We start from the raw sequence: 23,901 nt of genomic DNA on the forward strand, positions 1-23,901 counted from the left end.
GCTTGCCCGACACCGCCGAGCTTGAGCGCGCGTTGAGCGGGCTCGCCGACCGCATCGCCACCCTACGGGACGATCCCGATCCGGGTGCGATGCTACGGGAGCTGGACGCCGCCGAGGAACTTGTCCGCAAGGCGCTGAGCGAGCTGGCGCGCAGCCGCAGGCGCAGGGACGGCGGCAGTCAGCGTGAGCAGAAGCTGCTGCGCCAGGTGTTCCGCGCGCTGCCGATCCCCGTGATCATCATGGACACGGGCGGCACGGTGCGCCGTATCAACAACGAGACCACCCGCCTGCTCGGCAGCCCCGCCGGCTATCTCCTCGGCCGCGCCTTCCCCCTGCTCGTCGACGTGACCGCCCGCGCCGCGTTCCGGCAGCGCTTCGCCGCCGTTCTCCACGGCGACGACAGCGCCTCGTTCCAGACCCGGCTGGCCCACCAGGGCCGCGCCCACACCGTACGGCTGGTGCTGAGCCGCCTGCGCATGCCGGGCGAGCCGCAGGAGATGATCGCCGGGGTCGTGCTGCCCACCGAGGTCCAGCTGCCCGAGCCGGTCGTGCAGACGGGAGCGCCCGACGACACGGCGGTCCTGGCGGCGGCGAGGCGGCACGAGCTGCTGTCGCGGCTGACCGGGCTGCTGCTGGACGAGGAGAGCCTGCGCGAGCCCGTCGCCCTGCTGCGGGCGGCCCGCCTGCTGGCCGCGGAGACGGCCGACTGGGTGATCGCGGACGTCGCCAGGGACGGCGGCCTGGTTCGGTCGGTCGTCATCGGGCCGAGCGACCAGCCCGTCGGGCGGCTGCAGCGGACGGTCGAGGAGGCCCCGCCCACGCTGGCGCCGGTCGTGGAGCAGGTGATGACGACACAGAGCGGCGTGGTCCACGAGATGCTGACCGACGACTCCCTGCTCGGCGGCGACGTGCTCCAGGCGATGCGCGCCGGCTCGCTGCTGAGCGTGCCGATCCGCGCCGACGACGAGGCGCGCGGCGTGCTCACGCTGGTGCGGCTGCGCGACCGGCCGCCGTTCGGCCTGGCCGACCTGGGCCTGATGGAGGAGATCGGCCTGCACCTCGGTCTCGCGATGCGGGCCCAGCAGGGGTTCCAGCGCCGGGCGCAGGCCGCCGACACGCTGCAGACCGGCGTGCTCCCCCGCACGCTCCCCGAAATCCCCGGTTTCGAGATCGCCGCCGTCTACCACCCCGGCTCCGGCATGCGTGCCATCGGCGGCGAGTTCTACGACGTGTTCCCCGTCAAGAACGGGTGGGGCTTCGTGATCGGCAGCGCGGCGGGACGGGGCGAGGAGGCGGCCGCCGTCACCGCCATGGTCCGCAACGGCCTGCGCGTGCTGAGCGTGTGGGAGGACGACCCGGGGCAGGCCCTGCGCAAGGTCAGCGACGCCCTCGTCGCACAGAACACGGGCCTGTTCGTGATGGCCGCCGCGGGCTTCGTCCGCGGCCGCAAGGTGCGGCTCGCCTCCGCGGGTCACCATCCCGCCGCGCTGATCCAGCCGGGCGGCGATGTCCGGTTCTCCGAGGGCGGCGGCGTCCCCCTGGGCTTCGAGGAAGGCTCGGTCCCCGCGACGGAGGAGCTCACTCTGTCGGCCGGCGAGACGCTCGTGCTGTACAGCGACGGCCTGGTGGGCTCGCAGAGCCCCGCCGGGGACAACTACGGCGAGCAGCGGCTCACCGAGGCCCTGGCCCGCTGCGCCGGGCAGCCCCCGGGCGCGGTCGTCAAGGCCATCGAGGAGGACCACCGGGCCTTCTGCGGCAGTCACGCGGTCGACGAGATCACCGTCCTCACGCTGCGCCGCTCCCGCTGACGGGATTTGCCGCCGCCACATCTCCTCGGCGCTACCTGGGCCTGCCGCTGACCACCCGGATGTGGGAGACGTTCGGGGCGCTGGTGTGCGACCTGTGGGCCGGCCGGGAGACGGAGTGTGATCCGCTCGCCGGTTTCACTCCCACCGGCCCGGACGAGCGGCCCGGGGACGGCCTGTGGGCGGCCCGCCAGATCTGCGACGATGTGGACATCCGGCAAGAGGAGGGCGGCTGCCGGATCAGGCTGCAGGCGGCCACCTCGCGGCTGCAGGAGTCGGCATGATTTTTCCCGATTAGGCGTTTAGCGCGAATCAGAGTAAGGTAAACACCATCTACATCGATCGTGCCTAGGACGCAGGCACACCCTTTCAGACGCCTTCCTGTCTTGAGGTGTGCCATGGATATCGCGATCGTCTCCGCGCACGAACTGACTCCCGACACTCCCGCCATCGCCCGCGAGCTGGGCCGGGGCCACCGGGTGACCGTCTACACCCGCTCGATGGTCCAGGGGGACGGTGTCGAGCACGTGCCCGCCGGGCCCGATGTGGAGCTGTCGGAAAGCGACCTCCTCCCCTACATCTCGGACTTCAGCGACGGCCTGCGGCGCAGGTGGCGGGAGCACCGTCCGGACATCATCCACGCCTACTCGTGGTCCAGCGGCCTGGCCGCCATCGCCGGGTCCGAGGGCCTGGGCGTGCCGGTCACCCAGACCTTCCACAGCCACTACGACGACAACCGGAGCGCCGCGCCGGTGCGGCGGCTCGAGTGCGCGATCGGCCGCCGGGCCAGGGCGGTCATCGCCGCCTGCGCCGACGAGGAGTCCGAACTGATCCGGATGGGCGTGCCGCGCCGCAACATCTCGGTCGTCCCGCACGGCGTGGACATCGAGCGCTTCCGCCGCCAGGGCCCCGCGTTCCCGAGGGGCGAGCGGCCCCGCCTCCTGCACGTGGGGCACGTGGGCGCCGACTGGGCCGTGCACGCCCTGCGGGCCGTGCCGGAGGCCGAGCTCGTGATCGCCGGGGGCGACGACCAGAGCGTCGAGCGGCTGCGCGCCCTCGCCGGGGAGCACGGCGTGGCGGACCGCGTGGAGATGCTCGGCATGGTTCCGCACACCGCGATGCCCAAGCTCATGCGCAGCGCCGACCTGGTGCTGTCGCTGCCGCCGAACGTTCCCACGGGCACGGCGGCGCTGGAGGCCATGGCCTGCGGCATCCCGGTCATCGCCTCGGCCGCCGGGGCGCACCTCGACTCGGTGGTGGACGGCGTGACCGGATTCCTGACCCGGCCCGACCGCCCGCTGGAGATCGCCCACCGGATCCGCCGCCTGCTCGGCGACACCACCCTGCGCACGGCCATCGGCTACGCGGCCGCCGACCGCGCCCGTTCCCGCTATTCGGTCGAGCGAATCAGCATGGAACTGCTCCGCGTATACGAGAAGACCTGCGCGTAAAGGCAAGCGATATTACCGGATTTAGGCCGTTAACTGAGTGAAATGATGTGATTAACTCGGCTCATGTCACGTCATGGGCCTGGTTTAGCGGTGGCGGCGGCGATGCTCATCGCCGCCGCCACGGCCTGTTCAAACGGGGACTCCGCGAAGGTGTTCAACGCCGGGGGCGAGTCCACCGCACAGGGGTCGGCGTCCTCCCCCGGTTCGTCCGGCGCGGTGCCGGGCAACGCGAACGCGGCGGGGCTGAGCGCGACGCAGACCGCCACCGCGGCCGCCGGCGGGAACGCCGGCCAGAAGGGCGACGAGGCCGCGGAGAAGACCGGCGACACCACGGTCGCGGAGAAGATCGGCGACATCCCCGCGGGCCCGTCGCCGCGCCCCTCCCCCACCCTCTCTCCCCTTCCGTCTCCCGGCCTCTCGTCCGGCCCGCCGGCGACGCCCGCGCCCACAGCCGAGACCGAGCCGCCGATGCGGCTCGCGCGGCCCGTGCGCACCGCGGACCGGCCGGTCGTGGTGGACGTCATCGAACCGGAGGACGTGCCCCGGGCGGACCGCACGCCCGCCCGGGCGATCCCCGGAGGCGCGAACGGGGCCGCGCGGGAGTCCTCCCCGCCGTCGCGTACGCCGCCGCCCCGCTCGTCCGGCGCCTCCGCGGGCGGCTGGGGCGAGCCGGCCCTGGCCGAGGACTTCGGCGGGCAGGCGCTGCGCGTCACCGGAGGGAGCACCGGCGTGGACCTGTCCGGGTCGTCCGTCCAGCGGTACGGCCGCTGGGAGATCCGCCTGCGGGCCGAGGAGGGCGCGCTTCCCGTCGCGCTGCTGCGGTCCGCCCGGTCGGCCGCCGCCCAGTACGGAGACTCGCGGCGCGACGGCTCCCGATATGACAATTCCCAATACGACGAATTCCGGTACGACGAATCGCAGTACGACGACTCGTGGCGCGACGACTCGGAATACGCCGGCCCACAGGACGACGTCCCGCAATCCGCGCGATCCGCGGAGGCGGAAGACGCGTCGATCGGCGTGGCGGGAATCGCGGGCGGGCGGCGCGCGGAGCTCTCCGTCCGGCGGGACCGGGAACTGGCCAGAGCCGAAATGGCGGCCGACTTCACCCAGTGGCACACCATCACCGTCGACTGGCTGCCCGGCCGGGTGACCTTCTGGCTGGACGGCAGGCAGGTGTGGAACTACACCGGCCCGTACGTCCCCCGGTCCCCGTTGGGCCTGGTGCTGCGCAACGACGCCTCCGGCGGCACGGTGTACGTCGAGCGGGTGCGGATCTACCGGGCTCCGGAGCAGTAGGCTCCCGGATGATCTCGGATACGTGACGGAGACGCGGGGCGGGTGTGAGCGAAGGGTACGGCACGGCCGGGGAACCACCGGCCGATGCCACGGCGGAAGCCGTCCGGGCGGGCGACGAGGCCGTGTTCGGCGAGCTCGCCGCGCGTCACCGGCACGAGCTGCGGGTGCACTGCTATCGGATGCTCGGGTCGTTCACCGATGCCGAGGACATGGTGCAGGAGACGCTGCTGCGGGCCTGGCGGGCGCGGCAGAGCTTCGAGGGACGCTCGACGTTCCGGGCATGGCTGTACCGGATCGCCACGAACGCCTGCCTGGACGCTCTGTCCGGCCCTGCCCGCGCCCACGAGGTGGTGGCGGCGGACTCCTCGGAGAGCCCGGGACGTCCGGCTACGGCCGACGTCGCCTGGCTCCAGCCCTATCCGGACGAACTGCTTGATCTGGCGGCGCCGGACGAGGGCGCGCCGGACGCGGTGGCCATCGCCAGGGAGACCGTCGAGCTGGCGTTCCTGGCGGCGATCCAGCACCTTCCGCCGCGGCAGCGGGCCGTGCTGATCCTGCGCGACGTCGTCGGCTGGCCGGTGGCCGAGACCGCCGAGGCGCTGGAGATGAGCGTCGCCTCGGTGAAGAGCGCGTTGCAGCGCGCCCGCGCGACGCTGCGCGGGCGGCTGCCCCGGCGGCGGGCGGACTGGGCCGCGGCCACCCGGCCCAGCCGCGACGAGCTCGACCTGCTGGAGCGCTACGTCGCCGCCTCCAGGAACGCCGACCTGACGGCGCTGGCGGCGCTGCTGCGCGAGGACGTCCTGCAGGCCATGCCGCCCGCGGCCCTGGTGTACGACGGGCGGGCGGCCGTGCTCGACATGTGGCGTCCGGTCCTGGAGGGCGAGAAGCGCTGGGGCGAGTGGCACTGCGTCCCGCTCACGGTCAATCGGCAGCCCGCGGTGGCGAACTACGTGCGGCGGCCCGGTGAGACCTCCTACACCGCGGTCAACATCGACGTGTTGTGCGCCGAGGACGGCCTCATCACGGAGATCACCACTTTCGGCCCCGAGCTGCTGCCGCTGTTCGGCCTGCCGCTCTCCATCCAGCCCGCCGTTATCGAATCGTGATGTCTGCCGCCCGTGCGGACCGATTCCCTTTCCCGGCCCGCGCCGTCGTACGAGCGGTATCTCCAAGGACCACCGACGAAGAAGGGGAACACCATGGCGGACATCGTCGAGACGACGCAGCCGGACGAGCAGCTCAGGGCGCTGGACCGGCTGGTCGGCTCATGGCGCGTGACCGGTGGCTCGGAGGGCACGGTCACCTACCGCTGGATGGAGGGGGGCTTCTTCCTCATCCAGGACATCCGGCTGGAGCAGGACGGCCAGCCGATCGTCGGCTTCGAGGTCATCGGCCGCGAAAGGCCCTACGGGGCGGACACACCGAGCGAGGACATCAAGTCGCGCTACTACGCCGGCGGGGGCGACACCCTGGACTACGTCTATGAACTCGACGGCGACACGCTGACCATCTGGTTCGGCGCGAAGGGGTCTCCGGCGTACTTCCGGGGCACCTTCAACGCCGCAGGCGACGTCATGGCCGGCCGCTGGAACTACCCCGGCGGCGGGGGCTACGACTCCGTCATGACCAGGATCGGATAGTCCCGTCACGGGTGGGTGGGGAGAAGGGCCGCCGCCTTCAGCGCCAGGTGGAGCAGCAGGCGGTCCTCCCCGTCGGCGAGGTCGAGCCCGGTGAGCTGCCCGGCCTTGCCCAGGCGGTAGTACAGCGTCTGCCGGTGCACGCCCAGCGCCGCCGCCGTCTCCTGGACCTGCCCCGCGTGGTCGAGGTAGGCCTCCACGCTCGCCGCGATCCGGGGCGTGAGCGCGGCCGACTCGGCGGCGAGGTCGGCGAGGTCGCGCGGGGTCAGCCGGGCCAGCAGCCGGTAGACGCCGAGGGCGCTCCAGTCGGCGACCGGGGCGTGCCGCTCGACGTGCTCGGCCACCCGCAGCGCCAGCAGCGCCTCCCGCCAGCTCTGCCACGCCTCCCCCGGGTCGTCGCGCGGGCCCCCGACGCCTGCGGCCATGCCGTACAGGCCGTGCAGGAGGCGCGCGACGTGCGTGGCCTGCGCGGCGGGCGCCAGCACCGCGAGGAGCGGCGCGTCCACGGCCGTGTCGGTCACGTCCGGGTCGGCCAGCACGCCGCGCGGCAGCGTGCGCGGCGGTCCGGGGACCTCCTCGGGCGTCCGCACGGCCACCGCCGTCACCGGGCCCTCGACGTCCACCCCGGCGGTGGCGCGGACCGCGGGGTCGGCCGAGAAGAACTGGCGCAGCGGGGCGTGCCGGCCGCGGGCCTGCGTGGCCAGCAGCGCGGCCGCCCGGCCGACCAGCGGCGCGACGGCGGCCAGCCGCTCGTCGGTGAGCGCCCCGGATTCCAGCGCCCACAGGTAGCCGTAGGTCACCCCGCCGTGCCGCAGCGGGACGCACACGCGGCCGAGCAGGCCGGGCAGCCCGGGGATGCGCACCGGGCCCGTCGCGGTGGCGATGCCGTACGCCTCGAAGTGGGCGCGCACCTCGTCGGACGCGTGCCTGCGCAGGATCGACTCCTGCCGCACGCGGTCGATGTCCCCGCTCTGCGCGCCGTACGCCAGCAGGTTGAACGAGCGATCCTCCAGCGTCACGGAGGCGTCGAGCAGCCGGGAGATCTCATCGACGATGTCTTGCATGCTGACATTCTTGTGCATTTGTCGAAAAATGCTGTGGCGGATGTCCGTGGAACTTCCGTGACGTGCGGATTTAGCCTGAGGCCATGCTCGGTTCCCTGCTTCTCGCGGGCTCACGCAGCCCGCTCGCCCGCCGGGCCGTGTCGGGACTCCCGCTCACGCGCAAGGTCGTCGACCGCTTCGTGGCCGGGGAGTCCACCGCGGACGTCGTCGCCGCGACGCGCCGCCTGACCGGCTCTGGGCTGTCCGTCACGATCGATCATCTGGGCGAGGAGGTCCGGGACCCCGGGACCGCCGTCGCCGCCGCCAAGGCGTACGTCTCGCTGCTGGAGGAGCTGCGGCCGCTCGGCCTCGGCGCCCGGGCCGAGGTGTCGGTCAAGCTGTCGGCGGTCGGCCAGGCCCTCGACCCGGGCATGGCCCTGGAGAACGCGCGGCAGATCTGCGCGGCGGCGCGGGAGTGCGGCTCCACCGTCACCCTGGACATGGAGGATCACACCACCGTCGACGCGACGCTCGGCGTGCTGCGCGCGCTGCGGGAGGACTTCCCGGAGACGGGCGTGGCGATCCAGGCCTATCTGTTCCGCAGCGAAGCCGACTGCCGCGACCTCGCGGGGTCGCGGGTGCGGCTGGTCAAGGGCGCCTACGCCGAGCCCGCCTCGGTGGCCTGGCAGAGCAAGGCCGAGGTCGACCGCGCGTACGTGCGATGCCTGCGGGCGCTCATGAACGGCACGGGCTATCCCATGGTGGCCACGCACGACGACCGGCTGATCGCGATCGCCGAGTCGCTCGCGGTGAGCGCCGGGCGCGGCCCGGACGACTACGAGTTCCAGATGCTCTACGGCATCCGGGCCGACAGGCAGGCGGCGCTGGCCGCGGCCGGGTCGCGGGTGCGGGTCTACGTCCCCTACGGCGACGACTGGTACGGCTACTTCATGCGCCGCCTCGCCGAGCGCCCGGCCAACGTCGCCTTCTTCCTTCGCGCTTTGAGGGGTAAATGATGGATGCGATCACCGACGTCCCGGTGCCGGCGAACGAGCCGGTGCACGCGTACGGACCGGGCAGCGCCGAGCGCGCGGCCCTGGAGACCCGGATCAAGGAGCTGTCGGGGGTGTCCCTCGACCTGACGATGACGATCGGCGGCGAGCGGCGCATGGCCGGCGGCGCCCCGATCGACGTCGTGCAGCCGCACAACCACGCCGCCGTACTGGGCCGTACGGCCGACGCCACCCCGGCCGACGTCCGGGCGGCGGTCGACGCGGCGCTGGAGGCCGCGCCGCGCTGGCGGGCCCTGCCGTTCGAGGAGCGCGCCGCGGTGTTCCTCCGGGCCGCGGAACTGCTCAGCGGCCCGTGGCGGGCCACGCTCAACGCGTCCACCATCCTCGGCCAGTCGAAGTCGGCGCAGCAGGCCGAGATCGACGCCGCGTGCGAGCTGATCGATTTCTTCCGGTTCAACGTCGCCTACGCCCGGCGGCTCCTCGCCGAGCAGCCGCAGTCGTCGCCCGGCGTGTGGAACCGCATGGAGTATCGCCCGCTGGAGGGCTTCGTCCTGGCGATCACGCCGTTCAACTTCACCTCCATCGCGGCCAACCTGCCGGCGTCGGCGGCGCTGATGGGCAACGTCGTGGTGTGGAAGCCGTCGCCGACGCAGCAGTTCTCGGCGCACTTCACCATGCGGCTGCTGGAGGCGGCCGGGCTGCCGCCCGGCGTGATCAACATGGTCACCGGCAACGGCGCGGCCGTGTCCGAGGTCGCGCTGCCGCATCCGGAGCTGGCCGGGATCCACTTCACCGGCTCGACGGCCACGTTCCAGCACCTGTGGCGCGCCGTCGGGGAGAACATCGCGGGCTACCGGGGCTACCCGCGGCTCGTCGGCGAGACCGGCGGCAAGGACTTCATCCTGGCCCACCCGTCCGCCGAGGCAGGTGTGCTGTCGACCGCGCTGCTGCGGGGCGCGTTCGAGTACCAGGGCCAGAAGTGCTCGGCGGCCTCCCGGGCGTACGTGCCGCGCTCGCTGTGGACCCGGATGCGCGACGACTTCGTCTCGGCGGCCGAGGCGCTCACCGTGGGCGACGTGTCGGGCGACCTGTCGACGTTCATGGGCGCGGTGATCGACGCGCGGGCCTTCGCCAAGCACAGGGAGGCGATCGACCGGGCGCGGTCGGCGGACTCGATCGAGGTGCTCACCGGCTCCTACGACGACTCGGCCGGCTACTTCGTGCGGCCGACCGTGCTGGAGTGCGCCGACCCTGCCGACGAGATCTTTGTAAAGGAGTACTTCGGGCCGATCCTCGCCGTCCACGTCTACGACGACGCCGCGTACGACACCGTGCTGGACCAGATGGAGAGCGTCACGCCGTACGCGCTGACGGGGTCGGTCATCGCGCGGGACCGGTACGCGATCGACGACGCCACCGAGCGGCTGCGCTTCGCGGCGGGCAACTTCTACGTCAACGACAAGCCCACCGGCGCGGTCGTCGGGCAGCAGCCGTTCGGCGGGGCCCGTGCCTCGGGCACCAACGACAAGGCAGGCTCGATCTTCAACCTGATCCGCTGGGTCAACGCCCGCACGATCAAGGAGACCTTCGTGCCCCCGGTCGTGAGCGGGCCGTACAAGGGCGACGTGCCGCAGGGCGGCTGGCAGCAGCCCGACCTCGGCGACCTCGGCTACTGACGGATCGGCGATGCCCTCGGAACCCCGGCGCGGGTTCCGAGGGCATCGTCACGGTGTGCGGCGAGACGAGCGCGCGGACAGTGCCCAGACGGCGAGGGCCGCCAGGCTGAAGGCCGCGCCGAGCAGGCAGACGGCGCCCCAGCCCGCGATGGCGTACACGGCGGTGGAGGCGAGCGCCCCCGCGGCGCTGCCGGCCGAGTAGAAGATCATGTAACCGCCGATGACCCTGCTGCCCGCGTCGGGGCGGCGGGCGTAGATCATGCTCTGGCTGGTCACATGGACGGCCTGCACCGCCAAGTCGAGCAGGACCGCGCCGAGCGCGAGCGCCCACAGGGACCGCTGGGTGAGGGCCAGGGGGATCCAGGAGATCGCGAGCAGGAGCAGGGCTCCCCCGGTGGTCCGCTCGCCGAGGCCGCGATCGTGCAGGCGCCCGGCCGGCGCAGCGACCGCGGCGCCGGCGGCACCGACGAGGCCGAAGACCCCGATGGCGGTGTGCGTCAGGGACAGCGGCGGAGCGCTGAGCGGCAGGGCCACGCAACTCCACAGCGTGCTGAAGGACGCGAAGACGAGCAGGGCGAGCACACCCCGGGTACGCAGGAGGGGCTCCCGGACGAACAGGGTGACGGTGGAACGCAGGAGGTCGCGGTAGCGCGGGCGGCGCGGCGTCACCGGCCGGCGGGGCAGCGTACGCCGCAGGGCGAGGGTGAGCAGCAGCATCGCCGCGGCCGAGGCGAGGTAGACGGCGCGCCAGCCCGCCAGGTCGGCCAGCAGCCCGGAGACGGTGCGGGCGAGCAGGATTCCGAGCACGATGCCGCTGGTCACCTGCCCCACGACCCGGCCCCGGCGGTCCGGCGCGCTCAGCGCGGCGGCGTACGCGACCAGGGACTGGGTGACGACGGCCAGGAAGCCGACCGCGGCGGCGGTGGCGAACAGCACGGGCGCGTGTGGGGCGGTGCCCAGGGCCGCCAGCGCCGCGGCCAGCAGCAGCGACTGCCGGGTCACCAGCGTTCGCCGGTCGAGCACGTCGCCGAGAGGCACCAGGAGGAACAGGCCCAGCCCGTAGCCGAGCTGGGTCGCCGTGACCATCGCGCCGGCCGCCGCCTGCCCGATCCCGAAGTCCTGGGCGAGGGTGGCCAGCAGCGGCTGCGCGAAGTAGACGTTCGCCACGGCAGTGCCGGCGGCCAGGGCGAACAGCGCGGTGGTTCCGCGCCGTACGGGGCCCGCGTCCCCCGTGTGCGTCTCGTGTCCGTCAATGGTCTGGCACGTGGCCATGAGCCCTCCTGGTTTCAACTTGCTACCAGGGCGAGCCTAGGGACTTTTGGTAGCATGTTGCAACCAGCAGGGGTGCGAGAAAGAGGACGAGCGTGGTGAGACGGACTCGTTTCGACGACAGCGACTGCCCCGTGGCGCGTTCGGTGGACGCCATCGGGGACTGGTGGTCGCTGCTGATCGTGCGCGACGCCTTCGACGGGCATCGCCGCTTCGGGGAGTTCCAGCGGAATCTCGGCGTCGCGAAGAACATCCTCGCCGCACGGCTGCGCGCCCTCGTCGCCGGCGGCGTCTTCGAGGTCGTGCCGGCCTCCGACGGAAGCGCCTACCAGGAGTACGTCCTGACCCCCAAGGGCCGGGGGCTCTTCCCGGTGATCGTCGCCCTCCGGCAGTGGGGTGAGGACCACTTCTTCGACGAGGACGAACCGCATTCCGAACTGGTGGACCGGCTGTCCGCCCGGCCGCTGGCCCCCCTGCGGATCCAGGCCGCCGACGGGCGTCCCCTCGCCCCCGAGGACACCGTCGTCGTCAAGGTCCCCCACGCTCACTGACGCGTCGACGCCTGCCGGCCTCGGCCCCATCGCCCGACGCCATGACACTCCAGCGGCTGAGGCGGGCGCGGCGGGCGCGACTCCTCCGGACAGCCGGTCGCTGGAGCCGTTCCACTTCGCCGCCCGTGCTCAACGAGAGAGGTGACCACCGAGACGATGGGGATCACCGGCGAGAGTGGCCCGCCCGTCCGCTCGCCCGCTGTGAAGCTGCGGGGAGGGTGCGCGTCAGCCGAGGGTGGCGGTGTCGATGACGAACCGGTAGCGGACGTCGGCGGCCAGGACACGCCGGTAGGCCTCGTTGATCTGATCCGCCGAGATCAGCTCGACGTCGGGGCCGATGCGGTGCTCAGCGCAGAAGTTCAGCATCTCCTGCGTCTCGGCGATGCCGCCGATCATCGACCCGGCGTAGGAGCGTCGGGCACCGATGAGGGAGAACACGTTGAGGCTCAACGGCTCGGCGGGGGCGCCGACGTTGACCAGGGTGCCGTCGACGGCGAGCAGGCCGAGGTAGGCGTCGAGGTCGATCACGGCGCTGACCGTGTTCACGATCAGGTCGAACCGGCCGGAGAGCTGCTCGAACGTGTCGGGGTCGCCGGTGGCGTGGTAGTGGTCGGCCCCGAGCCGCAGGCCGTCCTCCTGCTTCTTCAAGGACTGCGAGAGCACGGTGACCTCGGCACCCATGGCGTGGGCGATCTTGACGGCCATGTGCCCGAGCCCGCCGAGGCCGACGACGGCGACCTTCTTGCCCGGACCGGCCTGCCAGCGGCGCAGCGGCGAGTAGGTGGTGATACCGGCGCACAGCAGCGGCGCCGCGGCCGCCGGGTCGATGCCCTCGGGCACCGACAGGACGAAGTCGGCGTCGACGACGACGTGCGTGCTGTAGCCGCCCTGGGTGACGGTGCCGTCCCGGTCCACGCCGCCATAGGTGGGCACCATCCCGTCCAGGCAGTACTGCTCGTCGCCGTTGCGGCAGCTGGCGCACTCACCGCAGGCGTTGACCATGCAGCCCACTCCGACGCGGTCACCCACCTGGTGCCGGGTGACGGCGGCACCGGCCTCGGTGACGATGCCGACGATCTCGTGGCCGGGGACCAACGGATAGGGCTGGGGCCCCCAGTCGCCGTTGACGGTGTGGATGTCGGAGTGGCAGATGCCCGCGTACTCGACCTCGATGAGCACGTCGTTGGGACCGACGTCACGCCGTTCGATCATCGTGGGGGCCAGCGGCTCGGCGGCGGCCGGCGCGGCGTAGGCATGAACACGCATAGTGATTGCTCCTTCGGTAAGGGCCCGATCCTCAAGTGCTCGCCGGGCAGGGCGAGGTGGCCGTTACCCATCGAAAGCGCTGATCAGAGGAGGAGGAAGGCACCGGTGAAAGGTGTACTGGCAGGGCACCCCTGCGATGAGGAAGGTTACCTAGCCTGAAAGACGTGGACAGCCGCACCGAGATCCGTGAGTTCCTGACCTCTCGCCGGGCCAGGATCAGCCCGCAGCAGGCCGGGCTGCCCTCCTACGGCACCCGCCGGGTCCCCGGCCTGCGCCGCGCCGAGGTCGCCCAGCTGGCCGGGATCAGCGTGGAGTACTACTCCCGCCTGGAACGCGGCGACCTGTCCGGAGTTTCCGACAGCGTCCTGGACGCACTGGCCCGCGCCCTGCGGCTCGACGACGAGGAACGCACCCACCTGGAGGACCTCGCCCGCGCCGCCGGACCCGCCCGGCGTCGCCGGCGCCGCCCCACTCCGCAGCAGGTACGGCCCACCGTCCAGCGGCTGCTGGATGCCATGACCGACGCCCCCGCGTTCGTGATGAACGGCCGCGGCGACGTCCTTGCCACCAATGCCCTCGGCCGAGCCCTGTACGCCCCCATGATCGACGCGGCCCGCGGCGCCACCCCCAATCACTCCCGGTTCATCTTCCTCGACCCCCGCTCCCACCAGTTCTGGGGCGACTGGGAACGCGCCGCCAACGACACCGTCGCCCTCCTGCACGCCCAAGTCGGCCGCGACCCCTACGACAAGGATCTCGCCGACCTCATCGGCGAGCTGTCCACCCGCAGCGACGACTTCCGCGCCCGCTGGGCCCGCCACGACGTCCGCCAGCACCACATCGGCACCAAGCCCTTCCATCACCCCGTCGTCGGCGACCTCCACCTCACCTACGAATCCCTCGACCTGACCGCCGACAACCTGACCCTGGTCGCCTACGGCACCGAGCCCGGCAGCGAGTCCGAGGACAAACTCCGCCTTCTCGCCAGCTGGGCCGGCACACTCGACGCCGCCCCCGGCCACGACGACCGCAGCCGGCTCCGGCCCGACCCACCGGCGTCGCGGTCGCGGCCTCTGGATGCCTTCTGAGTTCGTTTCAGTCCTCGGCGGGGACGGCCATCTCGCCGAGGAGGGACCAGTCGTCCTGCGGGACCGTGACGTTGACGATCCTCGGGGTCTCGGCGAGGTGGGGCGGCAACGTCCGCCGGGCCGCCTGGAAGTGCTCCGATCCCACGTGCGCCGCTCCGGCCTCGTCGTCCCGGAACGCCTCGACGAGGACGTACTCGGCCGGGTCGTCAAGGCTGCGCGACCAGTCGAACCACAGGCAGCCCGGCTCGGCGCGGGTCGCCTCGGTGAACTCTCGGGTGATCTCCGGCCACTGGTCGGCGTACCGCGGCAGCACCCGGAACTTGGCGGTGATGAAAATCATCTGGCGTCTCCTCAGGTGATGGAGGGCAGGACGACGTCCTCCAGGACCGCCCTGGGCGCCGTGTCCTGGCCCGGCCCGTTGTAGTCGCCGCCGGTGACGGCCACGACGAGGCCGAGATCGGGCAACAGGAACAGCCGCTGGCCGCCGTTGCCCATGGCCGACGCCCGGCCGTCCGGGCCCGCGTACCACATGTACCCGTAGGAGACGCCCTCCCAGGCGGGCACCCGCGGGCGCAGCATCTCCTCTATCCAGCCGGGGGCGACCTCCCGGTCGAGCACCGCCTGCCCGATCCGGGCGAGGCCGCGCGGCGTCAGGCGCAGGCCGGAGGCCGCCAGAGCGCTCCCGTCGGAGCCGGTCGACCACTCGAAGGCCCCGGCGCCGAGCGGCTCGAACAGCGCGGTGCGGGCGAACTCCTGAAGGCGCAGGCCGGTGCCCTTCTCCACGATCGCGCCGACGAGGGCCGCGGCGCCGCCGCTGTAGCGCCACCGCTCGCCCGGCTCCTCCACGAAGGGGCGCTCCAGCACGTAGCGGCACCGGTCGGGCGCCATCTCCATCGCGATCTCGCTGTTCGCCGGGCTGGTGTAGGGCGCGCTCTCATCCCACTCCTGGCCCGTGGTCATGGTCAGCGCGTGCCCGATCGTCAGCCCGGCCCGGCGGGGGTCGGCCGCCAGGTCGGCGTACTCGGGAAAGACCGTCAGGATCGGCTCGCCGGGGTCCGGCACCAGGCCGGACTCCAACGCCATGCCGTACAGCAGCGCCACCAGGCTCTTGGTGACCGAGCGCACGTCGTGCAGCGTGTCCGGCCCGAAGTCCACGTGGCCGAGCGGCGTGTTCAGCACGTAGTCCTCGCCCCCGCCGTACCACTCGAGGACGACGCGGCCGTGCCGGGCCACCACGACGCCGTGCAGGGCCGGGGCCCCGCCCCGCCGTACGAGGGCGTCCAGCCGGTGGGACAGGTCCGGCGCGAACCCGGCCTTCTCCGGGGAGATCAGCCGCATGCGTTTCCTCCGCGTTCTCGGGGATTCCTCGTCCCGAGGCTCGCATAATTTTCCGGCGGTAAACAACCGGCAGAGGGGGTACCCAGCCTCGAAAGACGCCTCCGAGCGAGCCGAGGTCGACATGCGCAGGATCCTGGCGGCTCTATGCATCGCGGCCGCGGCCGTCACCGCCGCCTGCGGCGACATCAAGCAGGACTACTACACCCAGACGATGCCGCAGAACGAGGGGGCGAACGTCAACCTGCCCGGTCTGCTGCTCCGCAACGCCTTCATCATCGGCTCGCAGCAGCCCGCCGCGCCGGGGACCGACATGCCGCTGTACATGATGCTGCTCAACGAGAGCGGCCGCACCGACCGCCTGGTGTCGGTGGACACCGGAGGCCTGTTCCGGGAGGCCCGCCTGCCGGCCGGCGGCCTGGAGATCCCCGGCGGCAGGTACGTCGGCGGGACGGCCCTCCCCCAGGTGCTGCTCGCCGGCCTCACCCGCCCGCTGGGCAGCGGTGGCACGATCCCCGTGACGTTCCGGTTCCAGAACGCGGGAACGGTCCGGGTCGACGTCCCGGTCCTACCGCCCGGAACGTGGAGGAGCACCTACTCCCCCTGGCCGGGCGCGTCGCCCAGCGCGACGCCCAGCCCGTCGCCCAGTTCCTCGCCGGCCGTCTCACCGAGCCCGTCACCGGCCGGGAGCTGACCCGTCCCGGATCTCGGGGTTCGCGGCGATGATCTCCTCGGCGACCGCGCGCAGGCGGGGCAGGTACGCGGACACCTCGCTCGCCCGGAGCCGCAGATCGTCCGGCGACCCTGCGCCGAGGTCGGCCGCCAGGTCCGCGAACCCGCCGAGGTGGCCGGTCTCCCCCGGCGCGTCCGCGGCGAGGATCTTCAGGCACCGCGCGTACGTCGCGGCGATCCAGAAGACGGCCTCGCGGTGCAGTCCCCGCGCGACGAGGTCGCGGCTGCCGTCGACGGCCACCGGCCGGGCCGCCTCGGTGACGTCGGCGGAGAAGGGGAACGGCGTGCGGGCCACGGCCGCCGCCGCGTCGAAGGCGCTCGTCATCGTGGCGAGGTGGGCGGTGACCCGCCCGGCGGTCAGGTGCGCGCAGCCGAGCAGGCCGAGCAGCTCCTCGTAAACGTCCATCCGGCCGTACGCCCGGAGGAGTTCGCGGACGGCCGGGTAGCGCAGCCGTACGGTCGGGTTGCGCAGCCCGGCGGCGAGGAGCACGTGCGTCGTGATGCCGGCTGGGAACAGCCAGGCGGTGACCTGGTCGTGGAACGGTTTGCCGGAATCGAGTGCCGTGAGCCCGCCGGTGATGCGGCGCTCGGCGTCCTCGCATCGCAGGCGGACCCAGCGCCGTTCGGCGAAGCCCGCCGCGACGGCGGCCTGGAGCCGGGCCAGCCGCCCGGTGGGGTCGGCGATCACCGTGTCGGTGCGGAAGGCGCCGGCCAGGTGACAGGAGGCCAGCACGTCGTGCGCCGAGGCGAGCCCGTCCCAGGACACGTACGTGACCTCGACGAGCACGCCCTCCCAGGGGACCTTGCCGAGCTTGGGCGGCGCGACGGGGTCGGTGACCACGACCGCCACGTCGACGTCCGACGTGGGCGGCAGCACCGCGTCGGGATCGGCCCAGGCCGCCGACCCGGTCAGGAAGGCTCCGGCGAAGTTCGCGGCGGGGGCGGCCTCGCGGGCGACCCATCGGGCCGCGGCGGCCCGCGCGTCCCGGACCCGTGTCCCTCGCATGATCCACAGTGAACCACACGGACGAACGATCCCCTCAGGGCGCCCGGAAGGCCGTGTGCGTGCCGGTGGGAGCCCGTTCCGGAGCCGCGCCGGTCGCGGGGACGGGGAGCACGACCTCCACCGTGGTGCCCGCCCCCGGCTCGCCGCCGACGAGGCAGATCCCGCCCAGCTCCGCCGTGCGCTCACGCATGGAGGTCAGGCCGACGCCCGAGCGGCGCTCCGGCGGCAGGCCCACGCCGTCGTCGGCGATCAGCAGGCGCAGCGCCGCGGGCTCGCGGCGCAGCTCGACCCGGACGTGGGTGGCACGCGCGTGGCGCCGGACGTTGGTCAGCGCCTCCTGCACGATCCGGTAGACGGCCACCTCGACGGCGGCGGGCAGGTCGGCCAGGTCGCCCTCGGTGCTCACCACCGTGGCGGGGCCTTCGGGGTCGTCCGGCCCGGCCAGCGCCTGTACGGCGGCGGCCAGGCCCAGGTCGTCCAGGGCGGGCGGGCGCAGGCCGTACACGAGCTGCCGAAGGTCGCCCGTGACCGTGTCCATCCCGGAACGCAACGCGCGCAGCAGCCCGTCCGCCGCCTTCGGGGAGGTCTTCAGGCTGACGCGGGCCATGTTGACGGTCATGGCCATCTCGCTGAGCGTCTGGCCCAGGCCGTCGTGCAGGTCACGGCGCAGCCGCCGCCGTTCCTCCTCCCGGGCGGCCAGGATGCGCTCCCGCGAGCGCTGCAGGTCGGCCGCCATCCGCACCGCGTGGGCCACGTCGGCCGCGTACGGGACCAGCGTGTCCAGCACCCGTTCGTCGTGCGCGGCGGGGAAGCGTCGTGGGGCGGGCGGGCCGACCAGCAGCCGCCCCACCCGCTCGCCGTGCCAGACCAACGGCACCTCACGCGGGGAGTCGCCGACCTGCCCGCTGACCGTGCTCACCACCTGGTGCCCCGGCTCGCCGCCGGTCACCTCCACCGCGATCCCCTGCACCGCCAGGCCCTCGCGCAGCACGCCGATCACCGGCGCCAGCGCCTGCGCCGGATCACCCCGGCGCACCTCCCGGACCAGCCGCTCGGCGAGCACGCGCGGGTCGCCCACCGGGCCGTAGAGCAGGCGGTCGACGGCACGTTGCAGCATCCGGCGCAACGGCTGGAAGAACGCGCCCGTCAGCAGGGCGGAGGCGAGCCCGGCGACCTGGTCGTACCCGGACACCACCAGGCTCGACAACGCGGCCACCCCGAAGTAGACCCCGCCGACCACGGCCAGCAGCCCCGCGGCGACGAAGGTCCGGCTGATGACGGTGTCGATGCCGTACAGCCGGTAGCGCATCACCGAGAACACCATCAGGACGGGGATGAGCGCCGCCCAGACGACCGACAGCCAGTACAGCTCGGGCACGAAGATGCCCGCGATCATGAACACGATGTATCCGGCGAACGCGAACAGCGGCCAGCCGATCTGCCGCCTGCCCACCGGGTCGGCCCTGCGGAAGCGCAGCAGCAGCGACAGCGCCGCCAGCGCCACCGTCAGCATGATCAGAGTCCAGATCACCGCCCCCGCCGCCGGGATGTACGGTGCCAGGGCGGGGATCGGCAGCGGACTGGGGATGACGGCGGGTAGCGGGTAGCCCTCGAGCGGCGGATCGGGACGCACGAACTGGCGGGCCATCTCGGCCGCCAGGGACGCCGCGGCGAGCACCACCACCAACCGCCAGCGTGGCGAGCGAAGCCTGCCGTCCGGGGAGTACAACGGGAGCAGGATCTCCAGCAGGAACCCGTTCACCGCCCAGCCGACCTGCGACCCCAACCGCAGGAGCCCCGCCAGCGCGATCTCCCCATGCGCCGCGGACGCCAGCGTCGTCGCCTGCAAGAAGTCGCAGACGGCGCCGCCGAGCCCGCCCACGCTCATGAGCCACGCCAGCCTGAGCCGGGGCCGGTACGCGAGGAGGAACGCGCCGACCGCCGGGAAGGTCACCCCAGCCGCCGACTGCGTCGTGACCGTCTCCGGCAGTCGCCACTCCGCCGGAAGTCCCGCGGAGATCAGCATCGCCGCGACCACGAGCGCCGCAGACACCACGGCCATGACGACGGCGGCCGCCCGGGCTGCCCACGCCATCCCGCCCCCCGCTTTCCGGCTCCGTTCCCGCCTGCCCCCAGGGTGCCTGCGGAGCGGCGCAGAAGCCGCGATTTCCCCGCCATCGTGGCGGTGCCGTTACCAACCGGAAAACGCGCGGCCGGGCGGCCGACGGGCCGCCCGGCCGGGAACGGAGGCGATCAGCTGGTGAACAGATCACGGATGCCGGACATCGCCTGGACGTTGCTCAGGATCGACAGGTGGTCGACGCAGGCGAGGGTGTGGTTGTCCGCCCCCGACAGCCGGGTGCTGGTGTAGGGGATGATGATGCCGTCACAGGGCGACACCCAGGTGCCGTACTTCGCCGACCCCGGCGTCTCGTCGCCGCTCAGCGAGGTGATGTACGCCGAGCCGGGCAGCATCTCGATGCACGAGACGTAGATGGTGCAGGCACTGGCGTAGGTCGTGCCGTGGTTGGCGCCGGCCAGCGAGGCGACGTGGTCGACGTTGGCCGCTCCGCCGAGCTTCTGCAGGTAGTACCGCGTCACCAGGCCGCCCATCGAGTGGTTGACGATGTCGACCTTGGACGCGCCGGTGCTGGCCTTGATCTGGTTGACGAAGGCGGCCAGGCCCTGGGCGCTGATGATGTTCGACCCGGCCCAGTTGTAGTTGTAGCCGTACAGCCGGCCGGCGGACCAGCCGTTGGCGACCAGGTACGCCTGCAGGGTGGCGAAGTTGGTGCTGTTGCCCGTGTAGCCGTGGACGAAGACGACGGGGTTGTGCGTGGCCGCCTGCGCGGGGGCGGCGGGGGCGAAGAAGCCGAGCAGGGCCAGGATGCCGATGAGGGGGCCGACGATCCTACGCATGAGATCTCCTTGCCGTGGGGGATGACAGGAGTCTCGCGATCAGGACCGGTCACGGCATCGGGGAAATCACCAGTCGCCGTCCCCCGTTCCACCCGAGCACGTTGCCCGGCCGTCCGATCTCGCCGACCGCGTCCCCGCCGGCCCGCAGCGATGGCGGGTGACCGGCCAGGGAGAGGGTGAGCCGGAAATGGCGGCCGGGTGCCGTCGGCGCGGCGCAGATCGACCGCGATCTCGCGGACCACCGACTGCATCGCGAGCAGCGGGGCGAAGTGGGTCTCGTAGAAGATGCGGTCGCCGACGGCCAGCAGGTTCTGGATCCGCATGCCTCCGGTGAGCTCACCGGGGTCGTGGCCGGTGAGCTCCAGCAGTGTCCGGTTGACCCGGGTGATCGTCCCGTCGGGCAGCGTGGACAGGTGCCCTCAGGGCGCGTGTTCGTAGAGCTCCTCGAAGTCGTCCTCGATACCGCTCGCCTAAAGGAACGCCTTGATCGCGGCGATGGTCTCCTCGGGCGCGCTCAGGTTGGGGCAGTGCCCGGTCGCGCGCATCAGCACGAGCTCGCCGGCGGGAATGTTCTCGTGGACGAACTTGCCCACCTCCACGGGAGCGATCACGTCCTCGGAGCACTGCAGGATCAGGCTGCGCACCGGCACCCGCGACAGGTCGGCCCGGTTGTCCGACATGAACGTCACCGTGGCGAACCGCTTGGCGATGTCCGGGTCCGTACGGCAGAAGCTGTTGGTCAGCTCGGCCCAAGCTCGGGGCGCTCCGGGCTGCCCATGATCACCGGGGCCATGGCGCTGGACCAGCCGAGATAGTTGCTGTCGAGCGACTCCAGCAGTTCCTCGATGTCGGCCGCGCTGAAGCCGCCGACGTAGCCCTCGTCGTCGATGTAGCGGGGCGAGGGCCCGACCATCACCAGCGCCCCGAAGCGCGCCGGCTCTGACGGCCGCCGGCGCGCCGATCATCGCGCTCACCGAGTGGCCGACGAAGACCGCGTCGGTCAGGTCGAGCTCGGCGCAGATGTCCAGGACGTCCTGCGCGTACCCCTGAAGGGAGGAGTAACGCTCGGGGAGTAGGCGGACAGGTCGGAGTCGCCGGAGCCCACGTAGTCGAACAGGACGACCCGGTGGTCGTCCTCGAACGCGGGGGCGACGAGCCGCCACATGTTCTGGTCGCACCCGAAGCCGTGGGCGAAGACCATCGGGCGGCCGTCCGGCCGGCCGGTGATTCGCACGTTGTTCCGCACCGTCACGCTCACGACGCGCAAGCGTACAAACCATTTCCCGTCACGGTGAGTTCGGGGCCGGATGCCCGGCGGCCGTGTACGTCGCGCGGTCGGGGGTAGGCGCGGGAGTCCCCGACCTTCCGCGGCCGGTCCCCGGCCGCGCGGGGAAACACGAAAGAAAGGAGAAGGCATGACGACCGCTCGCGAGATCATGACCTCCCGGGCCGAGTGCGTGAACGCGGACGAGACCGTCCTGGACGCCGCGCGGAAGATGGCGCGCCTCGGCGTGGGCTCGCTGCCGATCTGCGGCACCGACGACCGGCTCAAGGGCGTGCTGACCGACCGCGACATCGTCGTGAAGGTGCTGGCCCAGGGCAAGGACCCCAAGTCGTGCCAGGCCGGTGAGCTCGCCCAGGGCGAGGCCGTCACGATCGGCGCCGACGACGACGCGGCCGAGATCCTGAGCACGATGGCCACGCACAAGGTCCGCCGCCTGCCCGTCATCGACGGCCACAAGCTGGTGGGCATTGTCGCGCTGGCCGACGTAGCCCGCGCCCTGCCCGACCGTCCGGTGGGCGACCTGGTGGACGCCATCAGCACGGACTGACGTCCGTGCGCGCCGTACGGCAGGCGGTCGCCTGAGCCCCGGCCCTCCCCCGGCCGGGGCTTCGCGTAAGGCCCTGTTTGATCCCGACCGATGGGGTATGGCGGCATTTGCGCGCTCTGTCCTGGTGGGACGTCGCCGGAGCCGGAGCCGCGGCGACCGGGGCCCACGGAGACGGGCCCCACCGGCCAGACCCGTCGACGACCGAGGTGCCGGGAGGGGTAGCGATGACCGACGACACCACCGCGGGCAAGCCCGAACGCTTCGCGTTCGACTTCGACCCCCGATTCGCCCCCCTGTTGTCCGTCCTGGGCATCCGCCCGGACACTGCCGGGGTCCTGGTCGGCCCCGGCACGCTGCGGGTCCGCTTCGGGCCCTGGGTGATCGAGACCCCGCTGGCCAACGTCTCCGGCGTGGAGACGACCGGCCCCTACTCCCCGTTCCGGGCGATCGGGGTCCACGTCTCTCTCGCCGACCGCGGCCTCACGTTCGCCACCAACGCCCGCAGAGGGCTGTGCGTACGGTTCCACGAGCCGATCAGGGGCGGCGAGCCGTTCGGACTGCTGCGCCACCCCGGCCTGACCATGACGGTCGCCGATCCCGCGGGACTCGCCGAGAAGCTGTCCCGGCGCCTGTAGAAGCCTCTGGAGGGAGATCCTTGATCCGCCAACTCGTACGCGGCGCGGCCGCCGGAGCGCTGTCCACCCTCACGATGAGCGCGGTGATGCTCGCCGGGCAGAAGACCGGCCTGATGCCGGGCCAGCCGCCCAAGCACATCGTGAGGGCGGCCCTGCCGGGCCACCGGCATCGGCCCAAACCCGGAGAGAGCGTCCTCGGCGCCGCCGCGCACCTGGGATTCGGCGCCACCTGCGGCGCGGCGTTCGCACTGCTCACCCGCGGGCGCGAGGCCGGCGTTCCCCTCGGGGTGGGCTACGCCCTGCTGATCTGGCTCGGCGCCTACGAGGGCTGGGTGCCCGCACTGAACATCCTGCCGCCCGCCTCGCGCGACCCCGCGCGCGGCCGCCCGGTCGTCATGGCCGCGGCGCACGTGGCGTACGGCACCACGCTGGCGCTGGCGATCCGCGCCATGCGCGGGGCGGACGGACGGCACGACGAGAAGGAGGACGGATGACGACGACGGAACGGCCGCTGGCCCTCACGACCGGCGCCTCCAGCGGCATCGGGTACGAGCTCGCCCGGCAGTTCGCCCAGCACGGCTTCGACGTGGTGGTCACGGCGGAGGACGCGGAACTCGACACCTCCGCCGAGTCGCTGAAGGAGTACGGCGGGCAGGTCACGCCGGTGCGTGCCGACCTCACCCAGTACGACGAGGTCGAGCGGCTGTGGACCGCGACCGTCGCGGCCGGACGGCCCCTCGACGCCGTGGCGATCAACGCGGGTGTCGGGGTGGGCGGCGCCTTCGCCCGTGAGACCTCGCTGGAGGCCGAGCTGAAGCTCATCGAGCTCAACGTCACCTCCGCCGTGCACCTGGCCAAGCGTGCCGTCGCCGCCATGACCACCCGCGGCACGGGGAAGATCCTGTTCACGTCGTCGGTCGCCGCGCTCACGCCCGGGCCGTTCGAGGCCGTGTACGCCGCGAGCAAGGCGTTCCTCCACTCGTTCGCCGAGGCCCTGCGGGGCGAGCTGAAGGACTCCGGGGTCACCGTCACCTCGCTCCTGCCGGGCCCGACGGACACCGAGTTCTTCGAGCGGGCCGGCATGGAGGACACGCGGGTGGGCTCGGGCAAGAAGGACGACCCGGCCGAGGTCGCCCGGCAGGGCTTCGACGCGCTCATGAAGGGCGACGACAAGGTCGTCGCCGGGTCCTTCATGAACAAGGTCCAGGGCGTGGCCGGCCGGGTCACCCCGGACACGGCCAAGGCCGCCATGCACCGCCGCATGGCCGAACCCGGCAAGGGCGGCACGTCCGAGAAGGACGAGTAGGCGCAACAGGGTGCGCGGCGGGGGCGCCCCGCCGCGCA

General features: G+C 72.6%; 24 protein-coding genes. 15 read left to right on the forward strand and 9 right to left on the reverse strand.

What is annotated here, in order from left to right; genetic code table 11:
• Nucleotides 1-2: 2 nt before the first annotated feature.
• The 6 genes from IL992_RS37590 (at nucleotide 3) to IL992_RS37615 (ending at nucleotide 6,195) form a co-directional block, all read left to right on the forward strand.
• A complete protein-coding gene (locus tag IL992_RS37590; protein ID WP_226874527.1) occupies nucleotides 3-1,808 on the forward strand; it encodes a SpoIIE family protein phosphatase in 1,806 nt (601 codons plus the stop codon).
• 59 nt (nucleotides 1,809-1,867) lie between these two features.
• Nucleotides 1,868-2,089 carry a hypothetical protein gene (locus IL992_RS37595; protein WP_193208070.1) on the forward strand — a complete coding sequence of 74 codons (222 nt, stop codon included), beginning with the start codon at nucleotides 1,868-1,870 and terminating at the stop codon, nucleotides 2,087-2,089.
• 114 nt (nucleotides 2,090-2,203) lie between these two features.
• Nucleotides 2,204-3,256, forward strand: coding sequence for a glycosyltransferase (locus tag IL992_RS37600; RefSeq protein WP_193208071.1), 1,053 nt, complete (start codon nucleotides 2,204-2,206; stop codon nucleotides 3,254-3,256).
• A 90-nt stretch (nucleotides 3,257-3,346) separates the two neighbouring features.
• Complete coding sequence (locus IL992_RS37605; RefSeq protein WP_193208072.1) at nucleotides 3,347-4,555, forward strand: hypothetical protein; 1,209 nt, start codon at nucleotides 3,347-3,349, stop codon at nucleotides 4,553-4,555.
• Nucleotides 4,556-4,599: 44 nt separating this feature from the next.
• Nucleotides 4,600-5,661: an RNA polymerase subunit sigma-70 gene (locus IL992_RS37610; RefSeq protein WP_193208073.1), complete on the forward strand. Its 1,062-nt coding sequence runs from the start codon at nucleotides 4,600-4,602 to the stop codon at nucleotides 5,659-5,661.
• A 93-nt stretch (nucleotides 5,662-5,754) separates the two neighbouring features.
• Entirely contained in the window at nucleotides 5,755-6,195 is a 441-nt protein-coding gene (locus tag IL992_RS37615; RefSeq protein WP_193208074.1) for a hypothetical protein, read from the forward strand.
• A gap of 5 nt (nucleotides 6,196-6,200) precedes the next feature.
• Here IL992_RS37615 and IL992_RS37620 read toward each other — a convergent pair whose 3' ends face one another.
• Nucleotides 6,201-7,256, reverse strand: coding sequence for a PucR family transcriptional regulator (locus IL992_RS37620; protein WP_226874528.1), 1,056 nt, complete (start codon nucleotides 7,254-7,256; stop codon nucleotides 6,201-6,203).
• 83 nt (nucleotides 7,257-7,339) lie between these two features.
• On the opposite strand from IL992_RS37620, the gene IL992_RS37625 reads away from it, so the two are divergent.
• Both IL992_RS37625 and pruA read left to right on the forward strand, forming a co-directional pair.
• Nucleotides 7,340-8,251, forward strand: a complete 912-nt coding sequence (locus tag IL992_RS37625; RefSeq protein WP_193208076.1) for a proline dehydrogenase family protein — start codon at nucleotides 7,340-7,342, stop codon at nucleotides 8,249-8,251.
• Complete coding sequence (gene pruA / locus IL992_RS37630; protein WP_193208123.1) at nucleotides 8,251-9,924, forward strand: L-glutamate gamma-semialdehyde dehydrogenase; 1,674 nt, start codon at nucleotides 8,251-8,253, stop codon at nucleotides 9,922-9,924. The genes IL992_RS37625 and pruA overlap by 1 nt, the downstream gene beginning before the upstream one ends.
• Before the next feature lie 48 nt (nucleotides 9,925-9,972).
• Here pruA and IL992_RS37635 read toward each other — a convergent pair whose 3' ends face one another.
• Nucleotides 9,973-11,196, reverse strand: a complete 1,224-nt coding sequence (locus IL992_RS37635) for an MFS transporter (protein WP_193208077.1) — start codon at nucleotides 11,194-11,196, stop codon at nucleotides 9,973-9,975.
• A gap of 95 nt (nucleotides 11,197-11,291) precedes the next feature.
• Between IL992_RS37635 and IL992_RS37640 the strand changes: the two genes are divergently transcribed.
• Nucleotides 11,292-11,744, forward strand: a complete 453-nt coding sequence (locus IL992_RS37640; protein ID WP_319019081.1) for a winged helix-turn-helix transcriptional regulator — start codon at nucleotides 11,292-11,294, stop codon at nucleotides 11,742-11,744.
• A gap of 225 nt (nucleotides 11,745-11,969) precedes the next feature.
• Here IL992_RS37640 and IL992_RS37645 read toward each other — a convergent pair whose 3' ends face one another.
• Nucleotides 11,970-13,010, reverse strand: coding sequence for an NAD(P)-dependent alcohol dehydrogenase (locus IL992_RS37645; protein ID WP_193208079.1), 1,041 nt, complete (start codon nucleotides 13,008-13,010; stop codon nucleotides 11,970-11,972).
• Between the two features lie 164 nt (nucleotides 13,011-13,174).
• Here IL992_RS37645 and IL992_RS37650 point away from each other — a divergent pair, with 164 nt between their 5' ends.
• Nucleotides 13,175-14,098, forward strand: coding sequence for a helix-turn-helix transcriptional regulator (locus IL992_RS37650; RefSeq protein WP_193208080.1), 924 nt, complete (start codon nucleotides 13,175-13,177; stop codon nucleotides 14,096-14,098).
• Nucleotides 14,099-14,105: 7 nt separating this feature from the next.
• Here IL992_RS37650 and IL992_RS37655 read toward each other — a convergent pair whose 3' ends face one another.
• Both IL992_RS37655 and IL992_RS37660 read right to left on the reverse strand, forming a co-directional pair.
• On the reverse strand, nucleotides 14,106-14,438 hold the full coding sequence (locus tag IL992_RS37655) for a putative quinol monooxygenase (RefSeq protein ID WP_193208081.1): 333 nt from the start codon (nucleotides 14,436-14,438) through the stop codon (nucleotides 14,106-14,108).
• A gap of 11 nt (nucleotides 14,439-14,449) precedes the next feature.
• On the reverse strand, nucleotides 14,450-15,436 hold the full coding sequence (locus tag IL992_RS37660; RefSeq protein WP_193208082.1) for a serine hydrolase domain-containing protein: 987 nt from the start codon (nucleotides 15,434-15,436) through the stop codon (nucleotides 14,450-14,452).
• A 121-nt stretch (nucleotides 15,437-15,557) separates the two neighbouring features.
• Here IL992_RS37660 and IL992_RS37665 point away from each other — a divergent pair, with 121 nt between their 5' ends.
• Entirely contained in the window at nucleotides 15,558-16,127 is a 570-nt protein-coding gene (locus IL992_RS37665) for a copper chaperone PCu(A)C (protein WP_193208083.1), read from the forward strand.
• On the opposite strand, the gene IL992_RS37670 is transcribed toward IL992_RS37665, so the two are convergent.
• The 4 genes from IL992_RS37670 to IL992_RS37685 all read right to left on the reverse strand — a co-directional run bounded on the left by IL992_RS37670 (nucleotide 16,110) and on the right by IL992_RS37685 (nucleotide 21,370).
• Nucleotides 16,110-17,171: a hypothetical protein gene (locus IL992_RS37670; RefSeq protein ID WP_193208084.1), complete on the reverse strand. Its 1,062-nt coding sequence runs from the start codon at nucleotides 17,169-17,171 to the stop codon at nucleotides 16,110-16,112. The genes IL992_RS37665 and IL992_RS37670 overlap by 18 nt on opposite strands.
• A 34-nt stretch (nucleotides 17,172-17,205) precedes the next feature.
• Complete coding sequence (locus IL992_RS37675; RefSeq protein WP_193208085.1) at nucleotides 17,206-19,266, reverse strand: sensor histidine kinase; 2,061 nt, start codon at nucleotides 19,264-19,266, stop codon at nucleotides 17,206-17,208.
• A 158-nt stretch (nucleotides 19,267-19,424) separates the two neighbouring features.
• The gene (locus IL992_RS37680) at nucleotides 19,425-20,090 is read right to left on the reverse strand and encodes an esterase/lipase family protein (protein WP_193208086.1); all 666 of its coding nucleotides are present in this window, start codon (nucleotides 20,088-20,090) and stop codon (nucleotides 19,425-19,427) included.
• Between the two features lie 470 nt (nucleotides 20,091-20,560).
• The gene (locus IL992_RS37685; protein ID WP_226874529.1) at nucleotides 20,561-21,370 is read right to left on the reverse strand and encodes an alpha/beta fold hydrolase; all 810 of its coding nucleotides are present in this window, start codon (nucleotides 21,368-21,370) and stop codon (nucleotides 20,561-20,563) included.
• 135 nt (nucleotides 21,371-21,505) lie between these two features.
• Between IL992_RS37685 and IL992_RS37690 the strand changes: the two genes are divergently transcribed.
• From IL992_RS37690 to IL992_RS37705, 4 genes are all read left to right on the forward strand, one after another.
• Nucleotides 21,506-21,922, forward strand: a complete 417-nt coding sequence (locus tag IL992_RS37690) for a CBS domain-containing protein (RefSeq protein WP_193208088.1) — start codon at nucleotides 21,506-21,508, stop codon at nucleotides 21,920-21,922.
• A gap of 224 nt (nucleotides 21,923-22,146) precedes the next feature.
• Complete coding sequence (locus tag IL992_RS37695) at nucleotides 22,147-22,557, forward strand: hypothetical protein (RefSeq protein ID WP_193208089.1); 411 nt, start codon at nucleotides 22,147-22,149, stop codon at nucleotides 22,555-22,557.
• A 20-nt stretch (nucleotides 22,558-22,577) separates the two neighbouring features.
• Entirely contained in the window at nucleotides 22,578-23,051 is a 474-nt protein-coding gene (locus IL992_RS37700; protein WP_193208090.1) for a DUF6789 family protein, read from the forward strand.
• Complete coding sequence (locus IL992_RS37705) at nucleotides 23,048-23,863, forward strand: SDR family NAD(P)-dependent oxidoreductase (RefSeq protein WP_193208091.1); 816 nt, start codon at nucleotides 23,048-23,050, stop codon at nucleotides 23,861-23,863. Before IL992_RS37700 ends, IL992_RS37705 begins: the two co-directional genes overlap by 4 nt.
• Nucleotides 23,864-23,901: the final 38 nt, after the last annotated feature.

The sequence above is a fragment of the Microbispora sitophila genome, from assembly GCF_014892245.1.
GTDB classification, from domain to species: Bacteria; Actinomycetota; Actinomycetes; order Streptosporangiales; family Streptosporangiaceae; genus Microbispora; species Microbispora siamensis.